This window comes from Tropicimonas marinistellae (assembly GCF_001509585.1).
Lineage (GTDB): Bacteria > Pseudomonadota > Alphaproteobacteria > Rhodobacterales > Rhodobacteraceae > Tropicimonas > Tropicimonas marinistellae.
In genome coordinates, this window is sequence record NZ_LNCI01000004.1 from 173,436 (window position 1) to 193,917 (window position 20,482).

The window sequence follows — 20,482 nt, forward strand, 5'->3', positions numbered from 1 at the left end:
CAGGCTGTCCAGTCAGACGCGACCGCCCCCTTTGCAGACCGGGCAGGACGGGCGCGGCTTGAGCGTGATCTGGCGTGTCTCGCCATAGAGCGCGTCATAGATCAGCATCCGCCCGCGCAGTGGGTCTCCGGCTTGCGCGATCAGTTTCACGGCCTCCACGGCCATCATTGCCCCGACGACGCCCGGCAACGGGCTCAACACACCGGCCTCTGCGCAGGACGGCGCGAGCCCCGGCGCCGGCGCCTTCGGGAAAACGCACTCGTAGCACGGTGCGCCGGTGGCAGGATCGAAGACGCTGATCTGCCCTTCCCACTGGCTGAGCGCACCGGACACCAGCGGAACGCCGACCGCAGCGGCCGCACGGTTACAAAGGTAGCGGGTGTCGAAATTGTCCGTACCGTCGAGAACGAGATCGTACTCGGAGAAGAGTTCCTCTGCGATGTCTTCCGTCAAGCGACGATGATAGGGTTTCACCGCGATGAAGGGATTGCGAGCCGTCATCGCACGCGCCGCGGAGAAAACCTTGGGCGTGCCGATGTCCTCTTCCCGATGAGAGATCTGCCGCTGGAGGTTCGAGTCGTCCACGGTGTCGCCGTCGATCACACCGATTGTGCCCACGCCGGAAGCCGCCAGGTAGAGCAAGGCGGGCGATCCCAGCCCGCCCGCACCGATCACAAGCACACTTGACTGACGCAGCCGCTTCTGCCCCGGCCCGCCGATCTCGCGCAATACGATATGCCGAGCGTAGCGCTCGAGTTCACCCTCGGCGAAGCTACCGGCCCGGGCGGGTTCTGGCACGGGCGACGCGGCCGTCGGCTGTGCTCGCGTCTTCAGCCAGCGGATACCCCTGGAATAAATCGCCGCAAGGAGCGCAAAGCCTCCGATCAGGAGCCAGAGTGCCGGCGATTCTCCTGTCGCATCACGGATCGGATGACCGTCCGGCAAAACAAAATGCTCGAGGAGCACAACCAGATAGAGACCGGCCAACATAATCCAACGGTGGCGGCGCGGCGTTTGCAGAAGAGCGCCAAGCCCCCAGATGACGCCGGCGACTAGAAAAACCAGCAACATCAGCCGCGCCCTGTGGAGCCGAAACCGCCGTCACCCCTCTGGCTGTGTCCAAGGCCGGACACCGCATCAAAGCGCGCCTGGATCACCGGCGCCACGATCATCTGCGCAACGCGGTCGCCGTGCTGGATCGTGTAGGCCTCCGTCCCGAGGTTGACCAACAGAATGCCGAGCGGCCCGCGATAATCGCTGTCGATAGTCCCGGGCGTATTGGGCAGACTAATACCGTGCCGGTAGGCGAGGCCGGAACGCGGCCGGATCTGCACCTCGTAGCCCGCCGGAATCTCGATCCGTAGACCGCTGGGCACGATTTGCCGTTCCAAAGGGGCAAGCGTAAGGCCCTCCGCCCGCTGCGTTTCCGGAAGATTCGCGCGTATGTCGGCGCCGGCCGCCCCACTGGTCTCGTAACTCGGGAGCGCAACCTCCGGATCTGCCCAATCCTCGCGAAGCACCTTTACGACGACGCTCACGTCAGTGCCTCCGCTATGCGCTGAGCCAATTGCCGGGCGACAGCATCCTTGCCCATTCGCGGCCAGGTCTCGACTTCCGACTCGGTGATGAGGGTCACCTCGTTCTCAGCCCCGCCCATGATGCCCGTCCCTTCGGACACATCGTTCGCAACGATCCAATCGCATCCCTTTCGAGCCCGCTTGGCCTTGGCATGCGCAGTCACATCGTTCGTCTCGGCAGCGAAGCCAACAACGAGCTGTGGCCGGTTTCGGTCCAAGGTTGAAACCTCGGATAGGATGTCTGGGTTTTCAGTGAACTCCAGCGCGGGCGGGCGCCCGGAGCCGTCTTTCTTCATCTTTTGGCCCGCAGCATTCTGCACTCGCCAATCGGCCACAGCCGCCGCAAAGACACCGGCATCGGCCGGGAGTGCCGCGAGTACAGCCTCGCGCATTTGACGGGCCGTTTCGACCGCCACCACATCCACGCCCTCTGGAGGTGGGACGGTCGCAGGCCCGCTGACGAACGTAACCCTTGCGCCAAGTTCGACCAATGCAGCTGCAATCGCCGTTCCTTGCGCTCCGGAGGACCGGTTCGCGATGTAGCGAACCGGGTCGATGGGCTCATGCGTCGGACCGGAAGTTACAACGACATGCTTTCCCGCCAGCGGCCCATCGGCGAGCGCAGCTTCTACAGCGGCCACAATCTGCGGCACCTCAGCCATGCGCCCGAAACCGAATTCTCCGCAGGCCATCGGCCCCTCGTCTGGCCCCACGGTACGGATTCCGTCGCCTTGCAGGACCGCCAGATTCCGCCGCGTTGCAGGGTGCTCCCACATGCGAACGTTCATCGCCGGTGCGATCAGAACCGGCGTATCCGTCGCCAGCAGCAGGGTCGAGGCCAGGTCGTTGGCGTGCCCCTGGGCCATCTTCGCCATGAGATCGGCAGTGGCAGGCGCGACCACGACGAGATCCGCGGAACGGCTCAACTCGATATGCCCCATCTCCGCCTCATCGGTCAGATCGAAGAGGTCACGATAAACCTTTGCGGCGGCCAGCGCCGAGGCACTGAGCGGTGTCACGAATTGCTCCGCGGCCCGTGTCAGCACGGGTGTGACGGAACATCCCGCATCCTGTAGCCGCCGAATGAGATCGAGCGACTTATAGGCCGCAATGCCGCCGCCGATAATCAGAAGGATGCGCCGCTGCATGGTGTCGTGCCCCGCTTTCCGAGCTTGCCTGCATTCGGGTTTAGGCAGCGTGCGCCGCGCATGCAAGCCGCGCGCCAGAGGTCACCCCTTCTCGAAAACGGCGCAGGGATCCTCGCGCTCGGCCGGTTCGGTCACGATCCATGTATCATGAGGCACGAGATCGGGCGCCTCGGCGAACGGGGCTTCGAATTGCCCGAGCGTGACGACTTGAACATCTGGCGCCGCAGCCGCCAGATAATGTGGCATTCCCCAATCGCGACGCGCATGGCCGTTGCCGGTAATCACCACCACAGGTCCGCCGGTTTCGCGAAGGGCCGCCAGGGTCGTCTCGCTGAAACGGGCGTCGCGAAGGCGCTGCGCCTCGACCATTCCGGGCAGCATTTCCTCGGGAAGCGCATTGCAATGGGCTTCCATCTGCAACGCTTCACGCTCTGCTTGTTCGGCCTCGGGCAAGGGGACGAGACCGAACGTCTCAGCGCCATCGCCGAATGTGGCCGCGGCGCCCTGCCCGATTGCCTCTGAGAGATCCGAGCGCGGCACGGCCGCTCCGTACACGGGCGTGTCCGGAACCGCTGCGATGATCTCGTGGTACATCGAAAAATCGGGCCAGCCGCTGTGCTTCCAGTCAAGCGCTTCTGCCATGGCCCTAGCGTCATCACGCTCCATACCGTTCACTATTCGAGCCTTGTCCTCCGACAGCATCTCGAAAACCAATGCCGACGGGGCGAGGTCCACCACGGCCCTGGCCTGGTTTCGATGATGAGCGGGATTGTCGTGGACTTCGCCCAGCAGAATGACGTCGGCCGCGCCGGGGTCAAACGCATCGACAGACTCGATCTCGGCAGCTGGCACTTGAGAGGCGAACAGAACCAGCGAAAAAGGTATCAGCAAGGGTCTCATGCCAGAAGCTGATACACCTCCGGCGACTGTCCCTCCAGAGATTTGCGCATCTTCGCGAAGGCTGCGGCTTCGAGCTGGCGGACCCGTTCCTTTGACAGTCCGAGTTCATCTCCCAGGGCTTCCAAAGTCCGCGGTGTCTCGCGCAGCTTCCGTTCGCGCACGATGAAGCGCTCGCGGGCTGGAAGCCGATCCAGAGCGTCCGCCAGCCATCCGCGCAGCGCTGCAGCATCATGGTCGAGCTGCACCGTCTGTTCGGCGTCAAGAGCATCGTCGGTCAGGGTATCTATCCATTCCCGGCCATCTTCGTCGGTTGACTGCGTCGCGTTCAGCGAAAAGTCGCTGCCGGACAAGCGCCCCTGCATCATCTCCACGTCCGCAATCGGCACGCCGATCTCACTCGCGATCCGCTCACGCAACTGGTGACCGTCAAGCGGCATCCCCGCGACTTCCGCCTCCCGCTCCAGCCTTGCCTGAACCCGGCGAAGGTTGAAGAAGAGCGATTTCTGGCTTGATGTCGATCCGGTCCGCACCAACGACCAGTTGCGCATGACATGATCCTGGATCGACGCCTTGATCCACCACACGGCATATGTCGAGAACCGAACGCCGCGGTCGGGATCGAACTTGTCGGCCGCCTTCATCAAACCAAGCGCCGCTTCCTGGATCAAATCGTTCATGGGAGCGCCATATCGGCGGAATTTCGACGCCATGGAAATCGCCAAACGCATGTATGCTGTCACGAGGCGATGCATTGCTTTCTCGTCGCGATGATCGCGCCAAGCGCGTGCCAGATCGAGCTCTGTCTCCGCATCCAGCAGTTCCGCCGCCATCACGCGACGGGACAAGTTCATATCCAGCGATTCCTCTCGAGCCATGGGGTGCCCTCCATTCGGTCCTGAGCGGCGTTCTCATTGCGGTTTGGTTCTGTTACGCAGGGCACGAGATTCCGGATCACAAACGATGCCGGCACAAGTCACAAAACCGCCGTCGATGGCACCGCGATTGCATCAGCAAATGGAACGACACGCATGGTAACCTGGTGGTGGGTGCGCCACGGTCCGACCGGAAGGCGCGACATGAATGGCTGGACGGACGTGCCAGCTGATCTTTCAGAGACAACGCGGATCGAGCGTCTGATCGGGTTTCTGCCGATGGATGCACCCTTGGTCTCGTCCGATCTTGTTCGCGCCGTCTCCACGGCCGACGCGCTTCAACGCAGCCGCGCACGGCTCCCGCATGAATCTGGGCTGCGCGAGATCCACTTCGGCGCCTGGGAGGCGCGCAACTTCGACGACATTCAGCAGGAAGACCCGCAGCTGTCTCGCCTCTATTGGGAATCCCCTGGCGACGTGCGACCTCCGGGCGGTGAAAGCTGGAACGACATGGCCGACCGGGTAAACCGCGTGGTGGACTGGCTGACCGGCGAGGCCGGAGACATCATTGCGGTTGCGCATTTTGGTACCATCCTGAGTCAACTTCAGCGGGCACTGAAATGCACGGCAAGTGAGGTTCTGGAGCAAACGATCGACCCACTGTCGGTGACCCGGCTGCATTGGGACGGAAAGCAATGGTCGACGGATCTGGTTAATTTCCAACCGTGACGAACCAACGACCCATCAGCGACAGTGAAGAGGCTGACCGCAAACATTCATTGGTACCGCTCCCACGGGCGCTCTAGCCTCGCCGCATGACATACGAGCTTTTTAGCGGCGAGCCCGCCTATTCCAGTTGGTCGCTGCGCGCCTGGCTGCTCTTCAATCGCTTCGACCTGCAGGTGCGCACGACATGGGTCGATTTTCTCGACAATTCGGTGGCGGCGCAGATGGCCGCACACCCGCCCGCGCGAACCGTCCCTGCGCTGCGCCTTCCTGACGGAACCATCGTGTGGGATTCCCTTGCACTTGCCGAGGAACTCGCAAGCCGTCATCCCGAGGCCGGCTTCTGGCCGTCAAACTCTGCGGCCCGTGCCGTCGCTCGCAGCTTGGCTGCCGAGATGCATTGCAGTTTCTCCGCACTTCGCAACGATTGTCCGATGAACCTCTGCGTCGCATACCGCGACACACCGGCCAGCGATGGACTGCGTGCCGATATTGATAGGATCGAGGACCTCTGGGCACACGCACGCGCCAAATTCGGTGCAGAAGGTCCCTGGCTATGCGGCAGCTATTCAATCGCGGACGCGTTTTTCGCTCCCGTGGCAGCGCGGATTGCCGGCTACGGGTTGGCGATTTCCGAGGCGTCCAGCACCTATGTGGACGCACACCTGAACGATCTGGCCTTTCGACGCTGGCGCGCCCTCGCTGTTGCCCGCGGCGTTGTGTTGCCGTGGTATTCACGCGACTACCCTCGCACCGAATGGCCCGGCCCCGCCACGAGACCGGCGCGTGCTGTATCAAACGGGCCCTCGGTCAATGCGGTTTGCCCGTTCTCCGGCAAGCCCGTCACGCATTTCGCCGAGGTCGACGGGCAGACCATCGGATTTTGCAATCCGACCTGTCGAGACAAGGTCGTTGCCGACGCCGATGCCTGGCCGCAACTGCAGACCATTAACCAAATCTAAACCGACGCCGGTGCATCGTTAACCAAATCGGACGAGCGAGGCGGAGCATGGTGGCACGCGCCCATACAGTGGCCTTCGACGGCGTCGAGGCGCGGGCGGTCGAAGTCCAATGTGCGGTATCCGCCGGGCTTCCTGCGTTCTCGATCGTTGGCCTGCCTGACAAGGCTGTAAGCGAAGCCCGCGAACGGGTGCGCGCCGCCCTCAACGCGATGGCGATTGCGCTGCCGTCGAAGCGAATAACGGTAAACCTCTCACCCGCCGACCTGCCAAAGGAAGGCTCGCACTTCGATCTGCCGATTGCGATGGCGCTACTTGCGGCACTGGATATCCTGCCCGCCGAGGAAGTTGAGCAGACGCTATCGCTTGGCGAGCTATCGCTCGACGGCTCGCTCGTTCCCGTGATCGGCGCGCTCCCCGCCGCGATGGCTGCGGCCGAAACGGATCGTTGCCTTCTCTGTCCGCGCGGTTGCGGTCCGGAGGCGGCCTGGGTCGGTGCCACAAGGGTTATTGCTCCGGAAACGCTGGCTTGCGCGGTGCGCCACTTTACCGGCCAGTCCCCGCTCGAACCGGCGCGCCCTGGCGAGGTGCTGCCAGCGTCGCGGCAACGCGACTTTCGGGAGGTGAAGGGGCAGGAGCGGGCAAAGCGCGCGTTGGAAATTGCCGCGGCAGGCCGGCACCATGTGCTGATGGTGGGCGCTCCGGGTGCCGGAAAATCAATGCTCGCGGCGCGGATGCCCGGCATTCTGCCGCCGTTGTCGCCCGCCGAAGCACTTGAGACCTCGATGATTCACTCGCTGTCCGGACTACTGGACGAGGGCGGCATCTCCCGCGAGCGCCCGTTTCGGGAGCCGCACCACACCGCCTCAATGGCCGCCATCGTTGGCGGGGGCCGTGGTGCAAAACCGGGAGAAATCTCCTTGGCGCACAACGGTGTTCTGTTTCTGGACGAACTGCCGGAATTCCCACGCACGGTGCTGGAGACCCTGCGCCAGCCGATCGAGACCGGCGAGGTCGTCGTTGCGCGCGCAAACGCCCATGTCCGGTATCCGTGCCGCTTCCTGCTCGTTGCCGCTGCAAACCCATGCCGTTGCGGCCACCTTGCCGATCCCGCACGTGCCTGCGCGCGCGCCCCTGGGTGCGGCGAGGACTACCTCGGGCGCATATCCGGCCCGCTGATGGATCGCATTGACTTGCGCGTGGACGTGCCACCCGTCGCATTCAGCGACCTCGACCTTCCGGAGCCCGGCGAGGCGTCCGCCCAGATCGCCGAACGCGTGGCGGCCGCGCGAAAGTTGCAGAGTTCCCGGTTCGAAAACGCCGAAGGACTACGCGTCAACGCAGACGCGGAAGGGAGCAAACTCGAGGAAATCGCAGCGCCCGACACCGAAGGGCGTGCTCTTCTGCTGCAGGTCGCGGAACGGCTCGGTCTCTCTGCCCGCGGCTACCATCGCGTGCTCAGGGTCGCGCGCACGATTGCAGACCTGGAGGGAAGTCAGGACGTGCGCCGGCCGCACATAGCCGAAGCCGTGTCCTTCCGGCTATCGGTCGGGCAACTGCATTAACCGACGCGCGCGGTCAAGCGGCCGACGCCGCACCCCGCTTGGCCTCGATGACCTGCCAGATCCTCTCGGCAACGTTGATCCCGTCGAACCGCTCCAGTTCCTGAATACCCGTTGGCGACGTGACGTTTATTTCCGTCAAGTACTCTCCAATCACGTCGATCCCGACAAAGATCTGTCCACGCTCCCGCAGAACCGGACCGATGGCGGCACAGATCTCCCTGTCACGATCGGAAAGGGCGACCTTCTCCGGCCGTCCGCCCACGTGCATGTTGGAGCGTGTCTCTCCCGCTGCCGGAACGCGGTTGATTGCCCCGACTGGCTCGCCGTCAACGAGGATCACACGCTTGTCGCCGTTGGACACGTCGGGGATGAACTTCTGAGCAATCAGCGGTTCACTGCTGAGAGACGCGAACAACTCGTGCAGAGACGCGAGGTTGCGGTCGTTGGGATCCAACCGGAAAACGCCCGCCCCGCCATTTCCATAGAGCGGCTTCAGAATGATGTCGTCATGCGCCGATTTGAACGCACGCAGGTCTGCCAGGTCACGTGCGATCATCGTCGGCGGGATCAGGTCGGGAAACTGCAGAACCAACAGCTTCTCAGGACAGTTGCGCACCCAGAACGGGTCATTGGCGACCAAGACGCCGGGCAGCAACTGCTCCAGGAGGTGGGTGGTCGTGATGTACCCCATGTCGAACGGCGGATCCTGGCGCAGCCAGACAACATCCATCCCGCCCAGATCGAGCGATGTCTCTTCGCCGAGCGACACATGGTCCCCGCGTTGCCGGCGCACCGTGATTGGCTGTCCGCGAGCAATGACGCGCCCTTCCTGCCATGTCAGGCGGTCCGGCGTGTAGAAAAAGAGCTCGTGGCCCCGCACCTGCGCCTCCTCGGCGAGGCGAAACGTGCTGTCGGCGTCGATATCGACACCGGCGATTGGGTCCATCTGAAAGGCGATTTTGAGTGACATCTTGCGGGCTCCCTTGGGCACATGGACTTCATGGCCGATGCGCCGCGAGGAGGCAACCGTCCGTCTCAGGGCCCAAACGCGTTCTCGACGACCTGCAACTCTCCCCGTCCATTGACCATTGCCACGTCGAATCGCACATCGGTCAACTCGCCCTTGGGCATCTGGCCGAGGTATTCTGCCGCCGCCGCGACAATCCGGCCAACCTGGCGCGGCGAAACCCGTTGCACCGCACGGGCGAAATCCTCTGCTTTCTTGACCTCCACGAAAATCAGGCCCTCTCCATCCCTGACAATCAGATCGATCTCACCGCCTTGACCGCGCCACCGCCATTCGGCAATCGGCTTCCCGGATCGCTCGTAGTGACGTGCAACGATCTGTTCCGCGGCCAGTCCCGCATGATAGGAAACCGATCCGCTCATTCTTCGTCGTCCTCTTCCTTCAGACGCAGAGCGGTTTGGTAAGCCTCGCGACGCGCGATTCCGTAGCGCTCGCTGATCTCGGCCGCCGCGGCCTTTACCGGCTGACTTTCCAACGCGTGGCGAAGCGCTGCCTCGACCTCGAGCGGATCCGCCGAGCGTTGCCGCGCCCGGTCAACCACCAGCACGATCTCGCCCTTGGGCGGACGATCCGTCACGGACTGACAAAGCTCGCCCAAGGTGCCGCGCTGCACGTCCTCGAACCGCTTGGTCAATTCACGGCACAGCGCCGCGCGCCTGTCTTCACCGAAGCTTTGCGCCATTTCACCTAACAACCGGCTAATACGTTTCGGCGAATCGAACAGGATCAGCGTCGCATCGGCTGCTGAAAGCCTATCCAGCCAGGATCGTCTGGCGCCGGCAGCAGCCGGCGGGAACCCGACGAAGAGAAAACGGTCGCTGGGCAATCCGGATAGGGTAAGGGCTGCCAGGACAGAAGACGGACCAGGTGCACAGGTCACGAAGTATCCTGCTTCGACAGCTTCTCGTCCGAGTTGATACCCCGGGTCCGCCACCAGCGGCGAGCCAGCTTCCGACGCATAGGCGACCGACTTTCCCTCGTCGACCATCCGTAAGAGTTTGGGCCGCTGCACAGCTCCGTTGTGGTCGTGATAGGCGACCACGGGCCGGCCGTTGAGCGGGACGCCGTGGAGATCCATCAGATGCCGCAGCGTTCTGGTATCCTCAGCCGCGATCACATCAGCCGATGCAAGGATGTCGAGTGCACGTAGCGTGATGTCGCGCGCCGCACCGATCGGGGTCGCGACGAAGTGGATGCCGGCCGGCAGGTCCGTCACCCGGAAGATCGGGGTTCGATCCGTCTCAGACATTTACTTGGCGCCCTCCACAGCTTACGGTCGGCGCCGTTCCGAGGCCTGCGAGCACGGCACCAGGGACCCGACCATGAAGAGCGAGATTTAGCCCATGTTTTCTGCATTGAGAATGCCTATTGCACTGGCAAGCCGCGGCCTGGCACTGGCGGCCGCCGTTTTCCTCGCCGGGTGCGATACCGGCCCCTCTGTTGGAGGCGGGCCGAAGATTGACACTGGCGCACCAGTGCCCGTGGCACTGCTCGTTCCCGGCGGGGCCGGCGGCGACGCCGTGGTCTCGCAAAGCCTTGAGAACGCAGCGCGAATGGCAATTTCGGACCTTTCTGGCGCGCAAATTGATCTACGTGTCTACGCCACTGGCGGCAACGCCGCGGGCGCATCCACTGCCGCCGGCCAGGCCGCCGATGACGGCGCAAAGATCATCCTCGGACCGCTCTATTCCGAAGCGGCCAACGCCGCAGGGCTTGCCGTGGCAAGCCGTGGTCTGAACGTTCTGTCATTCTCCAACAATGCCTCCATCGCCGGTGGAAATGTCTTCGTGCTCGGCAATACGTTCGACAATACAGCCGACCGGTTGGTGCGCTATGCAGCGTCCCGCGGGCGCGGCGACATATTCGTTCTGAACGCCCGCACCGCCAACGAAGAGGTCGGACGCGACGCCATCGTGCGCGCGGTCAACAACAGCAGCGCCCGACTTGCTGGCAGCGCCTCCTTCGACTTCTCCCAACAGGGAATCGTGGCCGCCGTGCCACAGATCGGACAGCAGGTGCAGAATTCCGGCGCGAACGCGATCTTCTTCACGTCCGACAACGACGGTGCGATGAGCTACCTCGCGCAGCTCCTACCGGAGAACGGCATCGGCGCGCCCGACCAGCAGTTCATCGGCCTCACACGGCTCGACATTCCGACGGCCGCACTGTCGCAGCCCGGGCTGCAAGGCGCCTGGCTGGCCCTGCCGGACCCGCAACTCAACGCCGATTTCAGCAACAGGTACGGCGCAGCCTTCGGCAGTGCGCCGCATCCCCTGGCCGGCCTTGCCTATGATGGGATCGCCGCCATTGGCGCGCTCGTCGGGAAGGGGCAATCCGACGCCTTGACCGCTTCGGCACTCACTCAGGGCTCAGGTTTCGTCGGTGTGAGCGGGATATTCCGCTTGCGACCGAACGGGACAAACCAGCGCGGCCTCGCGGTCGGGCAGATCCAGAACAACCAGGTAACCGTCATTGACCCTGCCCCAAGAAGCTTCGGCGGCTTCGGCTTCTGAGCCGACGCCTGCCCTCGTTGCCCCGGCGCCACCCCAGGACCTGATCCGCCCGCCTGCGGAAATCTTCGACGCCGCAGGCTTACCCGACCGCCTTGCTGCCGCGGTTGCCGGCAAGCAAGGCACCGGGCGGCGCGCACGTGCTACCGAGATACTCGCCGAAGCGCTGAACGGCGGTCGCACCGCGATCGAGTCGGCTTTCGAGAAGTCGCCGCGCGCGGCCCGTCAACTCGTGCATTCCTATGCCTGGCTTACGGATTGCATTGTACGCAGCACGTTCTGGACGGCCGAAACGCTGCTCTCGGGCGAAACCAAACGGCGCTCGAAGGAGAAGATGGCGATCATTGCGGTCGGCGGCTACGGCCGCGCCGAGATGGCGCCCCATTCCGACGTGGACCTGCTGTTTCTCTGCGACGGCAAGGTTACCCCTGGCGTGGAACATGTCGTCGAGGAAATGCTCTACATCCTTTGGGATCTTCGCCTGAAGGTCGGCCACGCCACCCGCACGATCCGTGATTGTCTGAAGCTCGGCAAGGAAGACTACACGATCCGTACGAGCTTGTTGGAGATGCGCCATCTGGACGGCGATTCGGCCCTGACGGACGAATTGACCGAGCGGCTCTGGACAGATCTCTTCAAGGGCTCCGCAAAGGACTACGTCGAGGCCAAGCTCACTGAACGTGCCGAGCGTCATCGCAAGCAGGGCGGCCAGCGATACATGCTGGAGCCGAATATCAAGGAAGGCAAGGGAGGGCTGCGCGATCTGCAATCCCTGTTTTGGATTGCGAAATACACGAACCGGGTCCAGCGGATCGACGAGTTGGTCGGATTGGGTGTGTTCACCCCGGAGGAGTTCTGGGGCTTCGAACAAGCAGAAACGTTTCTCTGGGCCTGCCGCGCGCATCTACATCTCGTCGCCGGTCGTGCCGTTGACCAACTGACCTTCGACATGCAGGTCCCGGTGGCAGAGCGGCTGGGGTACACCGACCATTCCGGACGTCGGGCGGTGGAACACTTCATGCAGGATTACTTCCGCCACGCGACACAGGTCGGCGAACTGACGCGTATCTTCCTGACTGCCCTGGAAACGGCCCACACGAAGCGGCCGCCGGTGTTGGCCTCCTGGTTGCGCCGACGCCGCACAAGCCTCCGCGACGGCTTCGAGATCCGCGGCGGACGATTGGCGATCATCGACGACGAAGCCTTCCTGAAAGACAACCTCAATTTCCTGAGGTTGTTCGACGAAGCTTTGCGTACGGACACGCTCATTCATCCAAGCGCGATGCGGCTTGTCTCTGCTAACCTCGACCGGATTGACGCCAAGATGCGGCGAGATCCCGAGGCGGTGCGCATCTTCCTGCGGCTTATGCTCGACCATGGGAATCCCGAACGCTCGCTCCGGAGAATGAACGAACTTGGCGTTCTCTCTGCATTCATGCCGGAATTCGAGCCCATCGTGGCGATGATGCAGTTCAACTTCTATCACGCATATACGGTGGATGAGCATACGATCCAGTGCATCCGGATACTTGCACAGATCGAACATGGCGAACTCGTCGAAGAGCTGCCCGTCGCATCTCGAATCCTTAAGAAAGGCGTCGACCGGAAGGTGCTCTACCTCGCCGTGTTGCTGCACGATATCGGCAAGGGACGAGACGAGGATCATTCGATACTTGGCGCGCGCATTGCGCGCCAGGTCTGCCAACGCTTCGACTTGAATGAAGAAGAATCGAGCACCGTCGAATGGCTGGTACGCTACCACCTGGTGATGTCCGACATGGCGCAGAAACGCGATATCTCGGATCCGCGCACCGTTCGCGATTTCGCCAAGGCGGTAAAGACACGCAAGCGGCTCGATCTTCTGACCGTTCTGACTGTTTGCGACATTCGCGGCGTCGGCCCGGACGTCTGGAACAACTGGAAAGCGCAACTCCTTCGGACATTGCATCGCAAGACCGCGGATGCGCTTGAGGGCGGTCTCGAAGAACTGAATCGCGACAACATCGGGGAAGAGGCACAGACTGTACTGCGTACCGCGCTGTCGGACTGGCCGGAGGACGCGGTGACGGCAGAGATCGAACGTCACTACGGACCCTATTGGCAAGGGCTCCACTCCGACGCACACGTGGTATTCGCCCGCCAGCTGAAGGGTTTACCAACCGACGAGATCCGCATCGACCTGACACCTGACCTCGGCCGAGACGCGACCCGGGCATGTTTTTCGCTAGCGGACCACCCGGGGATCTTCTCGCGGCTTGCGGGCGCGTTGGCGCTTGTTGGCGCGAACGTGGTCGACGCGCGAACGTACACGACCAAGGACGGCTACGCGACGGCGATTTTCTGGATCCAGGACGGCGACGGCGCCCCCTACGAAGCGGACAAACTGCCAAGACTTAGCCAGATGATCCACAAGACCTTGAAGGGAGAGGTCATTCCTGCGCAGGCGTTGAAGAAACGCGACAAGCAGAAACGCAGGGAGCGGGATTTCCGCTTCCCGACGTCGATCCATTTCGACAACGAGGGATCGGAGATCTACACCCTGATCGAGGTGGATACGCGCGACCGGCCCGGCCTGCTCTACGATCTCACCCGCACACTAGCAAACGCCAATATCTACATCGCGTCGGCGGTGATCGCGACCTATGGCGCCCAGGTTGTGGACACATTCTATGTCAAGGACATGTTCGGTCTGAAGATCTTCTCTGAGAGCAAGCAACGCTCGCTCGAGAAAAAGCTGATCCGCGCCATTGAGCGCGGCGCTGAAAGGGCGCGGGGAGAATGAAGCCAATCCGCCTGATGGCGGGGTTCCTGACCGTGGGGTTCTGGACCCTGATGTCGAGGGTTCTCGGCTTTGTGCGAGATATCGTCATCGCGGCACGGCTCGGCGACGGACCTGTCGCCGAAGCTTTCCTGATTGCCTTTAGCCTGCCGAACATGTTCCGTCGGTTCTTCGCCGAGGGCGCGTTCAACATGGCCTTCGTGCCCATGTTCTCCAAGAAACTGGAAACAGAGGAGGATGCGAAGGCATTTGCCCGGGATGCTTTCAACGGGCTGGCCTCGGTGCTGATCGTCTTCACGCTTCTGGCGCAACTTGCCATGCCTTGGCTGGTCCTGGCGATGGCGTCTGGATTCGCCGCCGACGACCGGTTCGGCATGGCGGTGCATTTCGGGCGCATCGCGTTTCCCTATATCCTCTTCATTTCACTCGCCGCCCTCCTCTCGGGCGTACTGAACGCCACGGGACGTTTTGTGGCAGCCGCCGCGGCACCGGTATTGCTCAATGTGATCCTCGTGAGCGCGATGTTTCTTGCCGAAACGACAGGTAGCGACTTCGGCACGTTCCTGATCTGGGCAGTTCCCGTCGCAGGCATTGTGCAATTCGCGCTCGTCTGGTGGGCTGCCGCCAAGGCCGGCTTTCAATTGCTTCCGGCAAAGCCGCGAGTGACGCCGGAGATGAAGCGGTTGGCCCGGATCGCAGCTCCCGCGATGCTGGCAGGTGGCGTGGTGCAGGTGAACCTTCTGGTGGGAAGGCAGGTCGCCAGCTATTTCGAGGGCGCGATCCAATACCTGAACCTCGCCGATCGGTTGTACCAACTTCCCCTCGGCGTCGTGGCAATTGCCATCGGTGTCGTGCTGCTTCCGGATTTGTCCCGGCGTCTCGCCGCAGGAGACACGGACGGTGGCCGCAACGCGCTGAACAGGGCGACCGAGTTTGCTTTGCTGCTCACCCTTCCGGCCGCCGCCGCGTTGATCGTTATTGCCGATCCTATCGTCTCAGTGCTGTATCAACGGGGCGCTTTCAGTCAGGAGGCCGCCGCTCGTACGGCCCAAGTTACCGCGATCTATGGTGCCGGATTGCCGGCGTTCGTGCTGCAAAAGGTTCTTCAACCGCTCTATTTCGCTCGGCATGACACGCGCTCACCTTTCAACTTTGCGCTTGTGGCTATGGTCTTGAACGCGCTCATTGCCATCGGCGGCGCCCCGTTGATCGGGTTCCAGGCAGCGGCTTGGGCCACGACGATTGCAGGTTGGGCGATGGTCGCGCTCCTGTGGCGCGGCTCTCGTGGAATGGGTACCGCAGTGAAGCCTGACACACGGCTGAGATCCCGGGCGTGGCGTATCCTGGCCGCCTGTGCGATCATGTCCGCCTGTCTCGTCGCCGCCGAATGGGTTCTGGGAGACTCGCTCTACCGGAGTGGTGTTCGCTACGGAGCGCTTGCGATTCTCGTTGGTGTTGGCATCGTCAGCTATTTCGCGACGGCTCAAGCCATCGGCGCCACGCAACTTGGCGAAATCCGACGCGCCATGCAACGCAGGTCCACTACCTAGTACAGACGCTTCGAAGCGCTCTACGCCAACGACTCGCACGGGCCGTTGCCGGTTCCCTGTTGGCATCTCCTCGTTTGGCGCCCGTCGCTGTGCGGCATGGATACCGACGCAACTCGCAAGAGATGACGCGCCGGATGCATAGCCGTCAGAACTTTCACACATGAATAAGTTACAAGTGTTGAATAGTTCATTTTTTGAAGTATTAGTTGGGTCGAATGGAGAGAATCGATGCCCCCGAACCTACCCACCTGTGACGACGACGTTTTTACTCCGCCAGAACTCCGGATCATCTTCGGGAACCTTCTGCTCACGCGACAGATCGAAGCGCGCATGGATGACTTCAATACAAGCGCGCAGCTCTCGAAACAGGAACGGCATTTGCTGATCAAACTTGGTGTGCCGCGCAGAATGGGCCAGATGGCAGAGGATCTGAACATGCAGCCCTCCGGTATCACGGCATGCGCGGACCTTCTGGAAGCGAAGGGATACCTGGTGCGTGAACGCGACCCAGACGACAGGCGCGCCTGGCAAATCCGTTTGACGGACGAGGGCGCGTCCGCCCGGGAGGAACTCATCAGTGTGATCGTTGCCCAATTCAGGAAGGTGACGGGCCTTTCCGAGGCCGAGATCGACAAAATGGCCGATGTTTTCGATGCCGTAACCGAGCACATTCTACAATCCGGCTTCTCGAAGGGGCTGACAATATGAACAAGCTGAAACCTCTCGCAGTCGTCGCAATTGCCGCTTTGGCAGCCCTCGCGGCTATTGCCCAGCAGGAGATGGACCCCGATACTCCTGCCGCGATCGCACTCAAGCCGGTCAAGCTGATGCTGGTCGAGGCAGACCAGTCTACACTCAACCGCCAGTTCTTTGGAAAGGTTGCGGCACGAAGAACTGTGGATCTCGCCTTCCAGGTGGGCGGCCAGATCCAGGAGTTCCCGGTCATTGAAGGTGCGTCGATCGGGGAAGACGGCCTCGTTGCGCAGCTCGATCTTCGCCCTTTTGAACTCGCGCTGCAGCAGGCACAACTCCAGAAGGAGCAGGCTGACAGAACCGTTGACCGCCTGAACAAGCTGAAAGGCAGCACCGTCGGGCAAGTCGCAATCGACGACGCCGTCACCTCGGCAAACCTGGCGGAAATCGCGCTGGAGAACGCCGAGATCGCATTGGACGACGCCACGCTTCATGCACCGTTCGACGCCCTCGTCGCCTCGCGTAGCGTGGAGAATTTCACCACGATTTCGGCGGGCACGCCCGTGGTACGGCTGCACGACATGTCAGAGATCCGCGTCGAAGTGGACGTGCCCGAAGTCCTCGTCCAGAAGGCCGATCTTGCCGAAAACGTTGATGTACGGGCGAAGTTCCCCTTTTCCGATGAACTCTATCCGCTCGAAATCCGCGAACTGACCGCCGAAACATCCGCCATCGGTCAGACCTATCGGGCGACTTTCGGAATGCAGCCGCCCAAGGGGTTCTCTGTTCTGCCGGGTTCGTCCGTGACGGTATTTGCCACGCTTCAACAGCACTCGATGGGCATTGTCATCCCCGCCTCGGCGGTTGGGATCGCACCGGACGGTACGACCTATGTGTACGTGTTCGAGCCCAAGGGCGCCGCGGAAGGAAACCTCACAAGGCGCATCGTGACCGTCACACCGACAGACGATGGCGAAGTGCGCGCGACCTCCGGGCTCACGCCCGGGGAAGAGATCGTACTCGCCGGTGTAACCGCGCTGTCCGATGACATGAAAGTCCGCCGTTTCGTCGGTTTCGGCAACTGAGGATTTGCAGACATGACGATCGCACGCGCCTCCATCGAGCGGCCTATCTACTCGTGGCTCATCATCCTTGGCTGCCTGTTGGGCGGGATCTGGGGATTCAATTCGATCGGGCGGCTGGAAGACCCGGCCTTTACCATCAAGAATGCCGTTATCATCACCACCTATCCGGGCGCCACGGCAGAGCAAGTGGCAACCGAGGTCTCCGAACCGATCGAGTCCGAGATACAAAAAATGGGCGAGGTCGACACGATCACCTCGATGAACCGCCCCGGTTATTCGCTGATCGAAGTCGAGATGAAATCGTCCTACGATGGGGATGAGCTTCCCCAGATCTGGACTGACATGCGCAACCGCGTGGCCGATGCGACGCTGCCTGACGGCGTGAATGCGCCATATGTCAACGACAGCTTCGGTGATGTTTTCGGGATATTCTACGCAATCACCGCGCCAGGTTTTTCGGACGCCGAAAGGCACGAACTCGCGACATTTCTCAGGCGCGAGCTTCTCGCCGTGGAAGGGGTCGCGGACGTGGACGTCTCCGGCCTGCCCGAAGAAGCCGTGTTCGTCGAACCCGACATGTCGCGCGCGACGAACCAGAACATTTCGCCCTCCGCGCTGGCCGCCGCGATTGCCGGGGCGGATTCCGTTTCGGATTCAGGCGCCGTCGACCACTTGCCATCCCGCACGATCATTCAACGGCCTCGGGGCGACGACACGGTTTCAGCAATCGCCGGCCTCACCGTCGGGGTCGGCGGAGAGGTCATCAACCTTTTCGATCTGGCCGATGTCTATCGCGGACGCCAGGACAATCCCTCGATTATCATACGGCAGAACGGCACGGATGCCTTCACGCTCGGGATAGCGGGGCTCTCGACCGAGAACATCGTGAACGTCGGCAAACGCGTGGATGCACGATTGGCCGAACTGGATGGCGAGATACCGTTCGGTGTCGAGATGAGCCCGATCTACCAGCAGCATGTGGTGGTGGAGGAAGCATCCAACGCTTTCCTGATAAATCTCTCGATGTCGGTAGGAATCGTTGTCGCGGTTCTGGCCGTCGCAATGGGCTGGCGCGCAGCCGTCGTGGTCGGGACGACCCTGTTGCTAACCGTCGTCGGGACCGTGTTTTTCATGGATCTCTTTACGATTGAGATGGAACGGATTTCGCTTGGCGCGCTGATCATCGCGATGGGAATGCTGGTGGACAACGCCATCGTGGTGGCCGAGGGGATGCAGGTGGCCATGTTGCACGGAAAGAACGGTCGCGAGGCCGCCGATGAAGCCACCCGCAAGACCCAGATCCCGTTGCTCGGCGCAACCGTAATCGGCATCATGGCCTTTGCCGGCATCGGCACCAGCCCGGACGCCACGGGCGAGTTCCTGTTTTCGCTCTTCGCGGTCATTGGTATCTCGTTGATGCTCTCGTGGATTCTGGCGGTCACGGTTACACCCTATCTTGGCAACGCGCTGTTCCGCGAACTCGACGAAGGCGCTCATGATGCCTATGGCGGCCCACTCTTCCGCCTGTTCGGATGGACATTGGGCCTCGCCCTGAGGATGCGTTGGCTCGTCGTTGTGGGTCTGATCGCCCTGACCGCAGTCTGTTTCAACGCCTTCGCAAAACTACCGCAACAATTCTTCCCCGACAGCAACACGCCACTTTTCTTCGTCCACTACAAGCTGCCGCAGGGTGCATCCATCGAGGCGACGTCCGACGAGATGGCACGCATCGAGGACTGGCTCAGCCATCGTGACGATGTGGTCTCCTACACCACTTTCGTGGGTCAGGGCGCGACGCGGTTCATGCTGACCTACCAAGCCGAAAACGCGAACCCGACCTACGGGCACATGATCGTGCGCACTGAATCGCTCGACCAGATCCCAGCCCTCAAGGCGGATCTGGACGCCTTCGGCGCCGAGGTGCTGCCTGCTGGAGAATTCCGGACGAAACGTCTCATCTTCGGCCCCGGCGGCGGCGATCCGATCGAGCTCCGCATCTCGGGCAACGATCCGCAGGTTCTCCGGGAGTTGGCATCCGACGCGGCCAAGGTCATGGAGGATGCATCCGATCACATCACGTCGGTACGTACCAACTGGCGCGAGTTGGAACTCGTGCTGCGTCCGATCTATTCGACCGATCGTGCGCAATCGGCTGGGATTACCCGGGATGATATTTCAGGTATTCTCCAATACGCGACCGACGGTTTCCGTGCCGGTACGTACCGCGAAAACGACCGCCTAATTCCAATCATCGTTCGCCAAGGCGAAGGTGCAAACCTGACCTTGATGGATCAGGTGGTCTACTCGTCCGCCGCGACCACATTCGTGCCAATCGAACAGGTCATCGACGGGTTCGAGTTCATCCCCGAAAACACGCTCGTTCACCGCCGGGACAGGCAACTGACGATCACAATCGGCGCCGACATTACGGACGACGTAACCGCCGCGACGGTGCATGACGAGATCCGCGCGGCCGTGGAGGCGATGGAATTGCCAATTGGCTACCAGATGGCCTGGGGCGGCGAGCACGAGAACTCGGCCAAGGCCCAGGCGGCGCTCGGCAAACAACTCCCGATGAGCTTCCTCATCATGGTGCTCATTTCCATCGTGCTCTTCAATGCGCTGCGCCAGCCCCTCATCATCTGGCTGCTGGTTCCAATGTCGGTGAACGGCGTTGTGATCGGGCTCGGCGCAACCGGCCTGCCCTTCTCCTTCACGGCGCTACTCGGATTGCTCAGCCTTTCGGGCATGCTGATCAAGAACGGTATCGTTCTGGTCGAGGAGATCGACCTGTTGCGGAGTGAGGGGATGGAGCTGAAACCAGCGATCATCCGGGCCTCAACCTCGCGCCTGCGCCCCGTGGTCCTCGCGGCGGCAACGACCATCCTCGGCATGATCCCGCTTCTGACCGACGCATTCTTCGTTTCGATGGCTGTGACGATCATGGGCGGGCTGGCCTTCGCCACCGTGCTGACGCTCGTGGCGGCACCGGTCCTGTACTACATCTTCTTCCGCAACCAGGAACGGCTGGAGTCGCGCCGGCACGCCGCAACGGAGATGGCGGTTGCGGCGTAGCGGGCCTCGGCGCGTC

Annotated in this window: 17 protein-coding genes; 9 read left to right on the forward strand and 8 right to left on the reverse strand. The window is 62.2% G+C overall.

What is annotated here, in order from left to right; genetic code table 11:
- Positions 1-12: 12 nt before the first annotated feature.
- The 5 genes from ARC39_RS09680 to ARC39_RS09700 form a co-directional block, all read right to left on the reverse strand.
- Positions 13-1,071, reverse strand: coding sequence for a HesA/MoeB/ThiF family protein (locus ARC39_RS09680; RefSeq protein WP_068113671.1), 1,059 nt, complete (start codon positions 1,069-1,071; stop codon positions 13-15).
- A complete protein-coding gene (dut, locus tag ARC39_RS09685) occupies positions 1,071-1,538 on the reverse strand; it encodes a dUTP diphosphatase (protein ID WP_068113674.1) in 468 nt (155 codons plus the stop codon). The genes ARC39_RS09680 and dut overlap by 1 nt, the downstream gene beginning before the upstream one ends.
- Positions 1,535-2,725: a bifunctional phosphopantothenoylcysteine decarboxylase/phosphopantothenate--cysteine ligase CoaBC gene (gene coaBC, locus ARC39_RS09690; RefSeq protein WP_068113677.1), complete on the reverse strand. Its 1,191-nt coding sequence runs from the start codon at positions 2,723-2,725 to the stop codon at positions 1,535-1,537. The genes dut and coaBC overlap by 4 nt, the downstream gene beginning before the upstream one ends.
- Before the next feature lie 81 nt (positions 2,726-2,806).
- Positions 2,807-3,625, reverse strand: coding sequence for a ChaN family lipoprotein (locus tag ARC39_RS09695; protein ID WP_068113680.1), 819 nt, complete (start codon positions 3,623-3,625; stop codon positions 2,807-2,809).
- Positions 3,622-4,500: an RNA polymerase factor sigma-32 gene (locus ARC39_RS09700; protein ID WP_068113684.1), complete on the reverse strand. Its 879-nt coding sequence runs from the start codon at positions 4,498-4,500 to the stop codon at positions 3,622-3,624. Before ARC39_RS09700 ends, ARC39_RS09695 begins: the two co-directional genes overlap by 4 nt.
- Positions 4,501-4,653: 153 nt before the next feature.
- On the opposite strand from ARC39_RS09700, the gene ARC39_RS09705 reads away from it, so the two are divergent.
- From ARC39_RS09705 to ARC39_RS09715, 3 genes are all read left to right on the forward strand, one after another.
- On the forward strand, positions 4,654-5,226 hold the full coding sequence (locus tag ARC39_RS09705; RefSeq protein WP_068113686.1) for a histidine phosphatase family protein: 573 nt from the start codon (positions 4,654-4,656) through the stop codon (positions 5,224-5,226).
- An 86-nt stretch (positions 5,227-5,312) separates the two neighbouring features.
- Positions 5,313-6,185, forward strand: a complete 873-nt coding sequence (locus ARC39_RS09710) for a glutathione S-transferase (RefSeq protein ID WP_068113689.1) — start codon at positions 5,313-5,315, stop codon at positions 6,183-6,185.
- A 47-nt stretch (positions 6,186-6,232) separates the two neighbouring features.
- Entirely contained in the window at positions 6,233-7,747 is a 1,515-nt protein-coding gene (locus tag ARC39_RS09715) for a YifB family Mg chelatase-like AAA ATPase (RefSeq protein ID WP_068113697.1), read from the forward strand.
- A gap of 13 nt (positions 7,748-7,760) precedes the next feature.
- Here the strand turns inward: ARC39_RS09715 and gshB are convergent, their stop codons facing one another.
- The 3 genes from gshB to rsmI form a co-directional block, all read right to left on the reverse strand.
- Entirely contained in the window at positions 7,761-8,717 is a 957-nt protein-coding gene (gene gshB, locus ARC39_RS09720) for a glutathione synthase (RefSeq protein ID WP_068113699.1), read from the reverse strand.
- A 65-nt stretch (positions 8,718-8,782) separates the two neighbouring features.
- Entirely contained in the window at positions 8,783-9,136 is a 354-nt protein-coding gene (locus tag ARC39_RS09725) for a YraN family protein (RefSeq protein WP_068113703.1), read from the reverse strand.
- A complete protein-coding gene (gene rsmI, locus ARC39_RS09730) occupies positions 9,133-10,023 on the reverse strand; it encodes a 16S rRNA (cytidine(1402)-2'-O)-methyltransferase (RefSeq protein WP_068113706.1) in 891 nt (296 codons plus the stop codon). Before rsmI ends, ARC39_RS09725 begins: the two co-directional genes overlap by 4 nt.
- Positions 10,024-10,117: 94 nt before the next feature.
- On the opposite strand from rsmI, the gene ARC39_RS09735 reads away from it, so the two are divergent.
- From ARC39_RS09735 to ARC39_RS09760, 6 genes are all read left to right on the forward strand, one after another.
- Positions 10,118-11,287: a penicillin-binding protein activator gene (locus ARC39_RS09735; protein WP_068113709.1), complete on the forward strand. Its 1,170-nt coding sequence runs from the start codon at positions 10,118-10,120 to the stop codon at positions 11,285-11,287.
- Entirely contained in the window at positions 11,247-14,066 is a 2,820-nt protein-coding gene (locus ARC39_RS09740) for a [protein-PII] uridylyltransferase (RefSeq protein WP_068113713.1), read from the forward strand. The genes ARC39_RS09735 and ARC39_RS09740 overlap by 41 nt, the downstream gene beginning before the upstream one ends.
- A complete protein-coding gene (murJ, locus tag ARC39_RS09745; RefSeq protein ID WP_068113716.1) occupies positions 14,063-15,613 on the forward strand; it encodes a murein biosynthesis integral membrane protein MurJ in 1,551 nt (516 codons plus the stop codon). The genes ARC39_RS09740 and murJ overlap by 4 nt, the downstream gene beginning before the upstream one ends.
- Positions 15,614-15,841: 228 nt before the next feature.
- On the forward strand, positions 15,842-16,321 hold the full coding sequence (locus tag ARC39_RS09750; RefSeq protein WP_068113719.1) for a MarR family winged helix-turn-helix transcriptional regulator: 480 nt from the start codon (positions 15,842-15,844) through the stop codon (positions 16,319-16,321).
- Positions 16,318-17,391 (forward strand): efflux RND transporter periplasmic adaptor subunit, encoded by a 1,074-nt coding sequence (locus ARC39_RS09755; RefSeq protein ID WP_078059185.1) that lies wholly within the window; start codon positions 16,318-16,320, stop codon positions 17,389-17,391. Before ARC39_RS09750 ends, ARC39_RS09755 begins: the two co-directional genes overlap by 4 nt.
- A gap of 12 nt (positions 17,392-17,403) precedes the next feature.
- Entirely contained in the window at positions 17,404-20,466 is a 3,063-nt protein-coding gene (locus ARC39_RS09760; RefSeq protein WP_068113722.1) for an efflux RND transporter permease subunit, read from the forward strand.
- Positions 20,467-20,482: the final 16 nt, after the last annotated feature.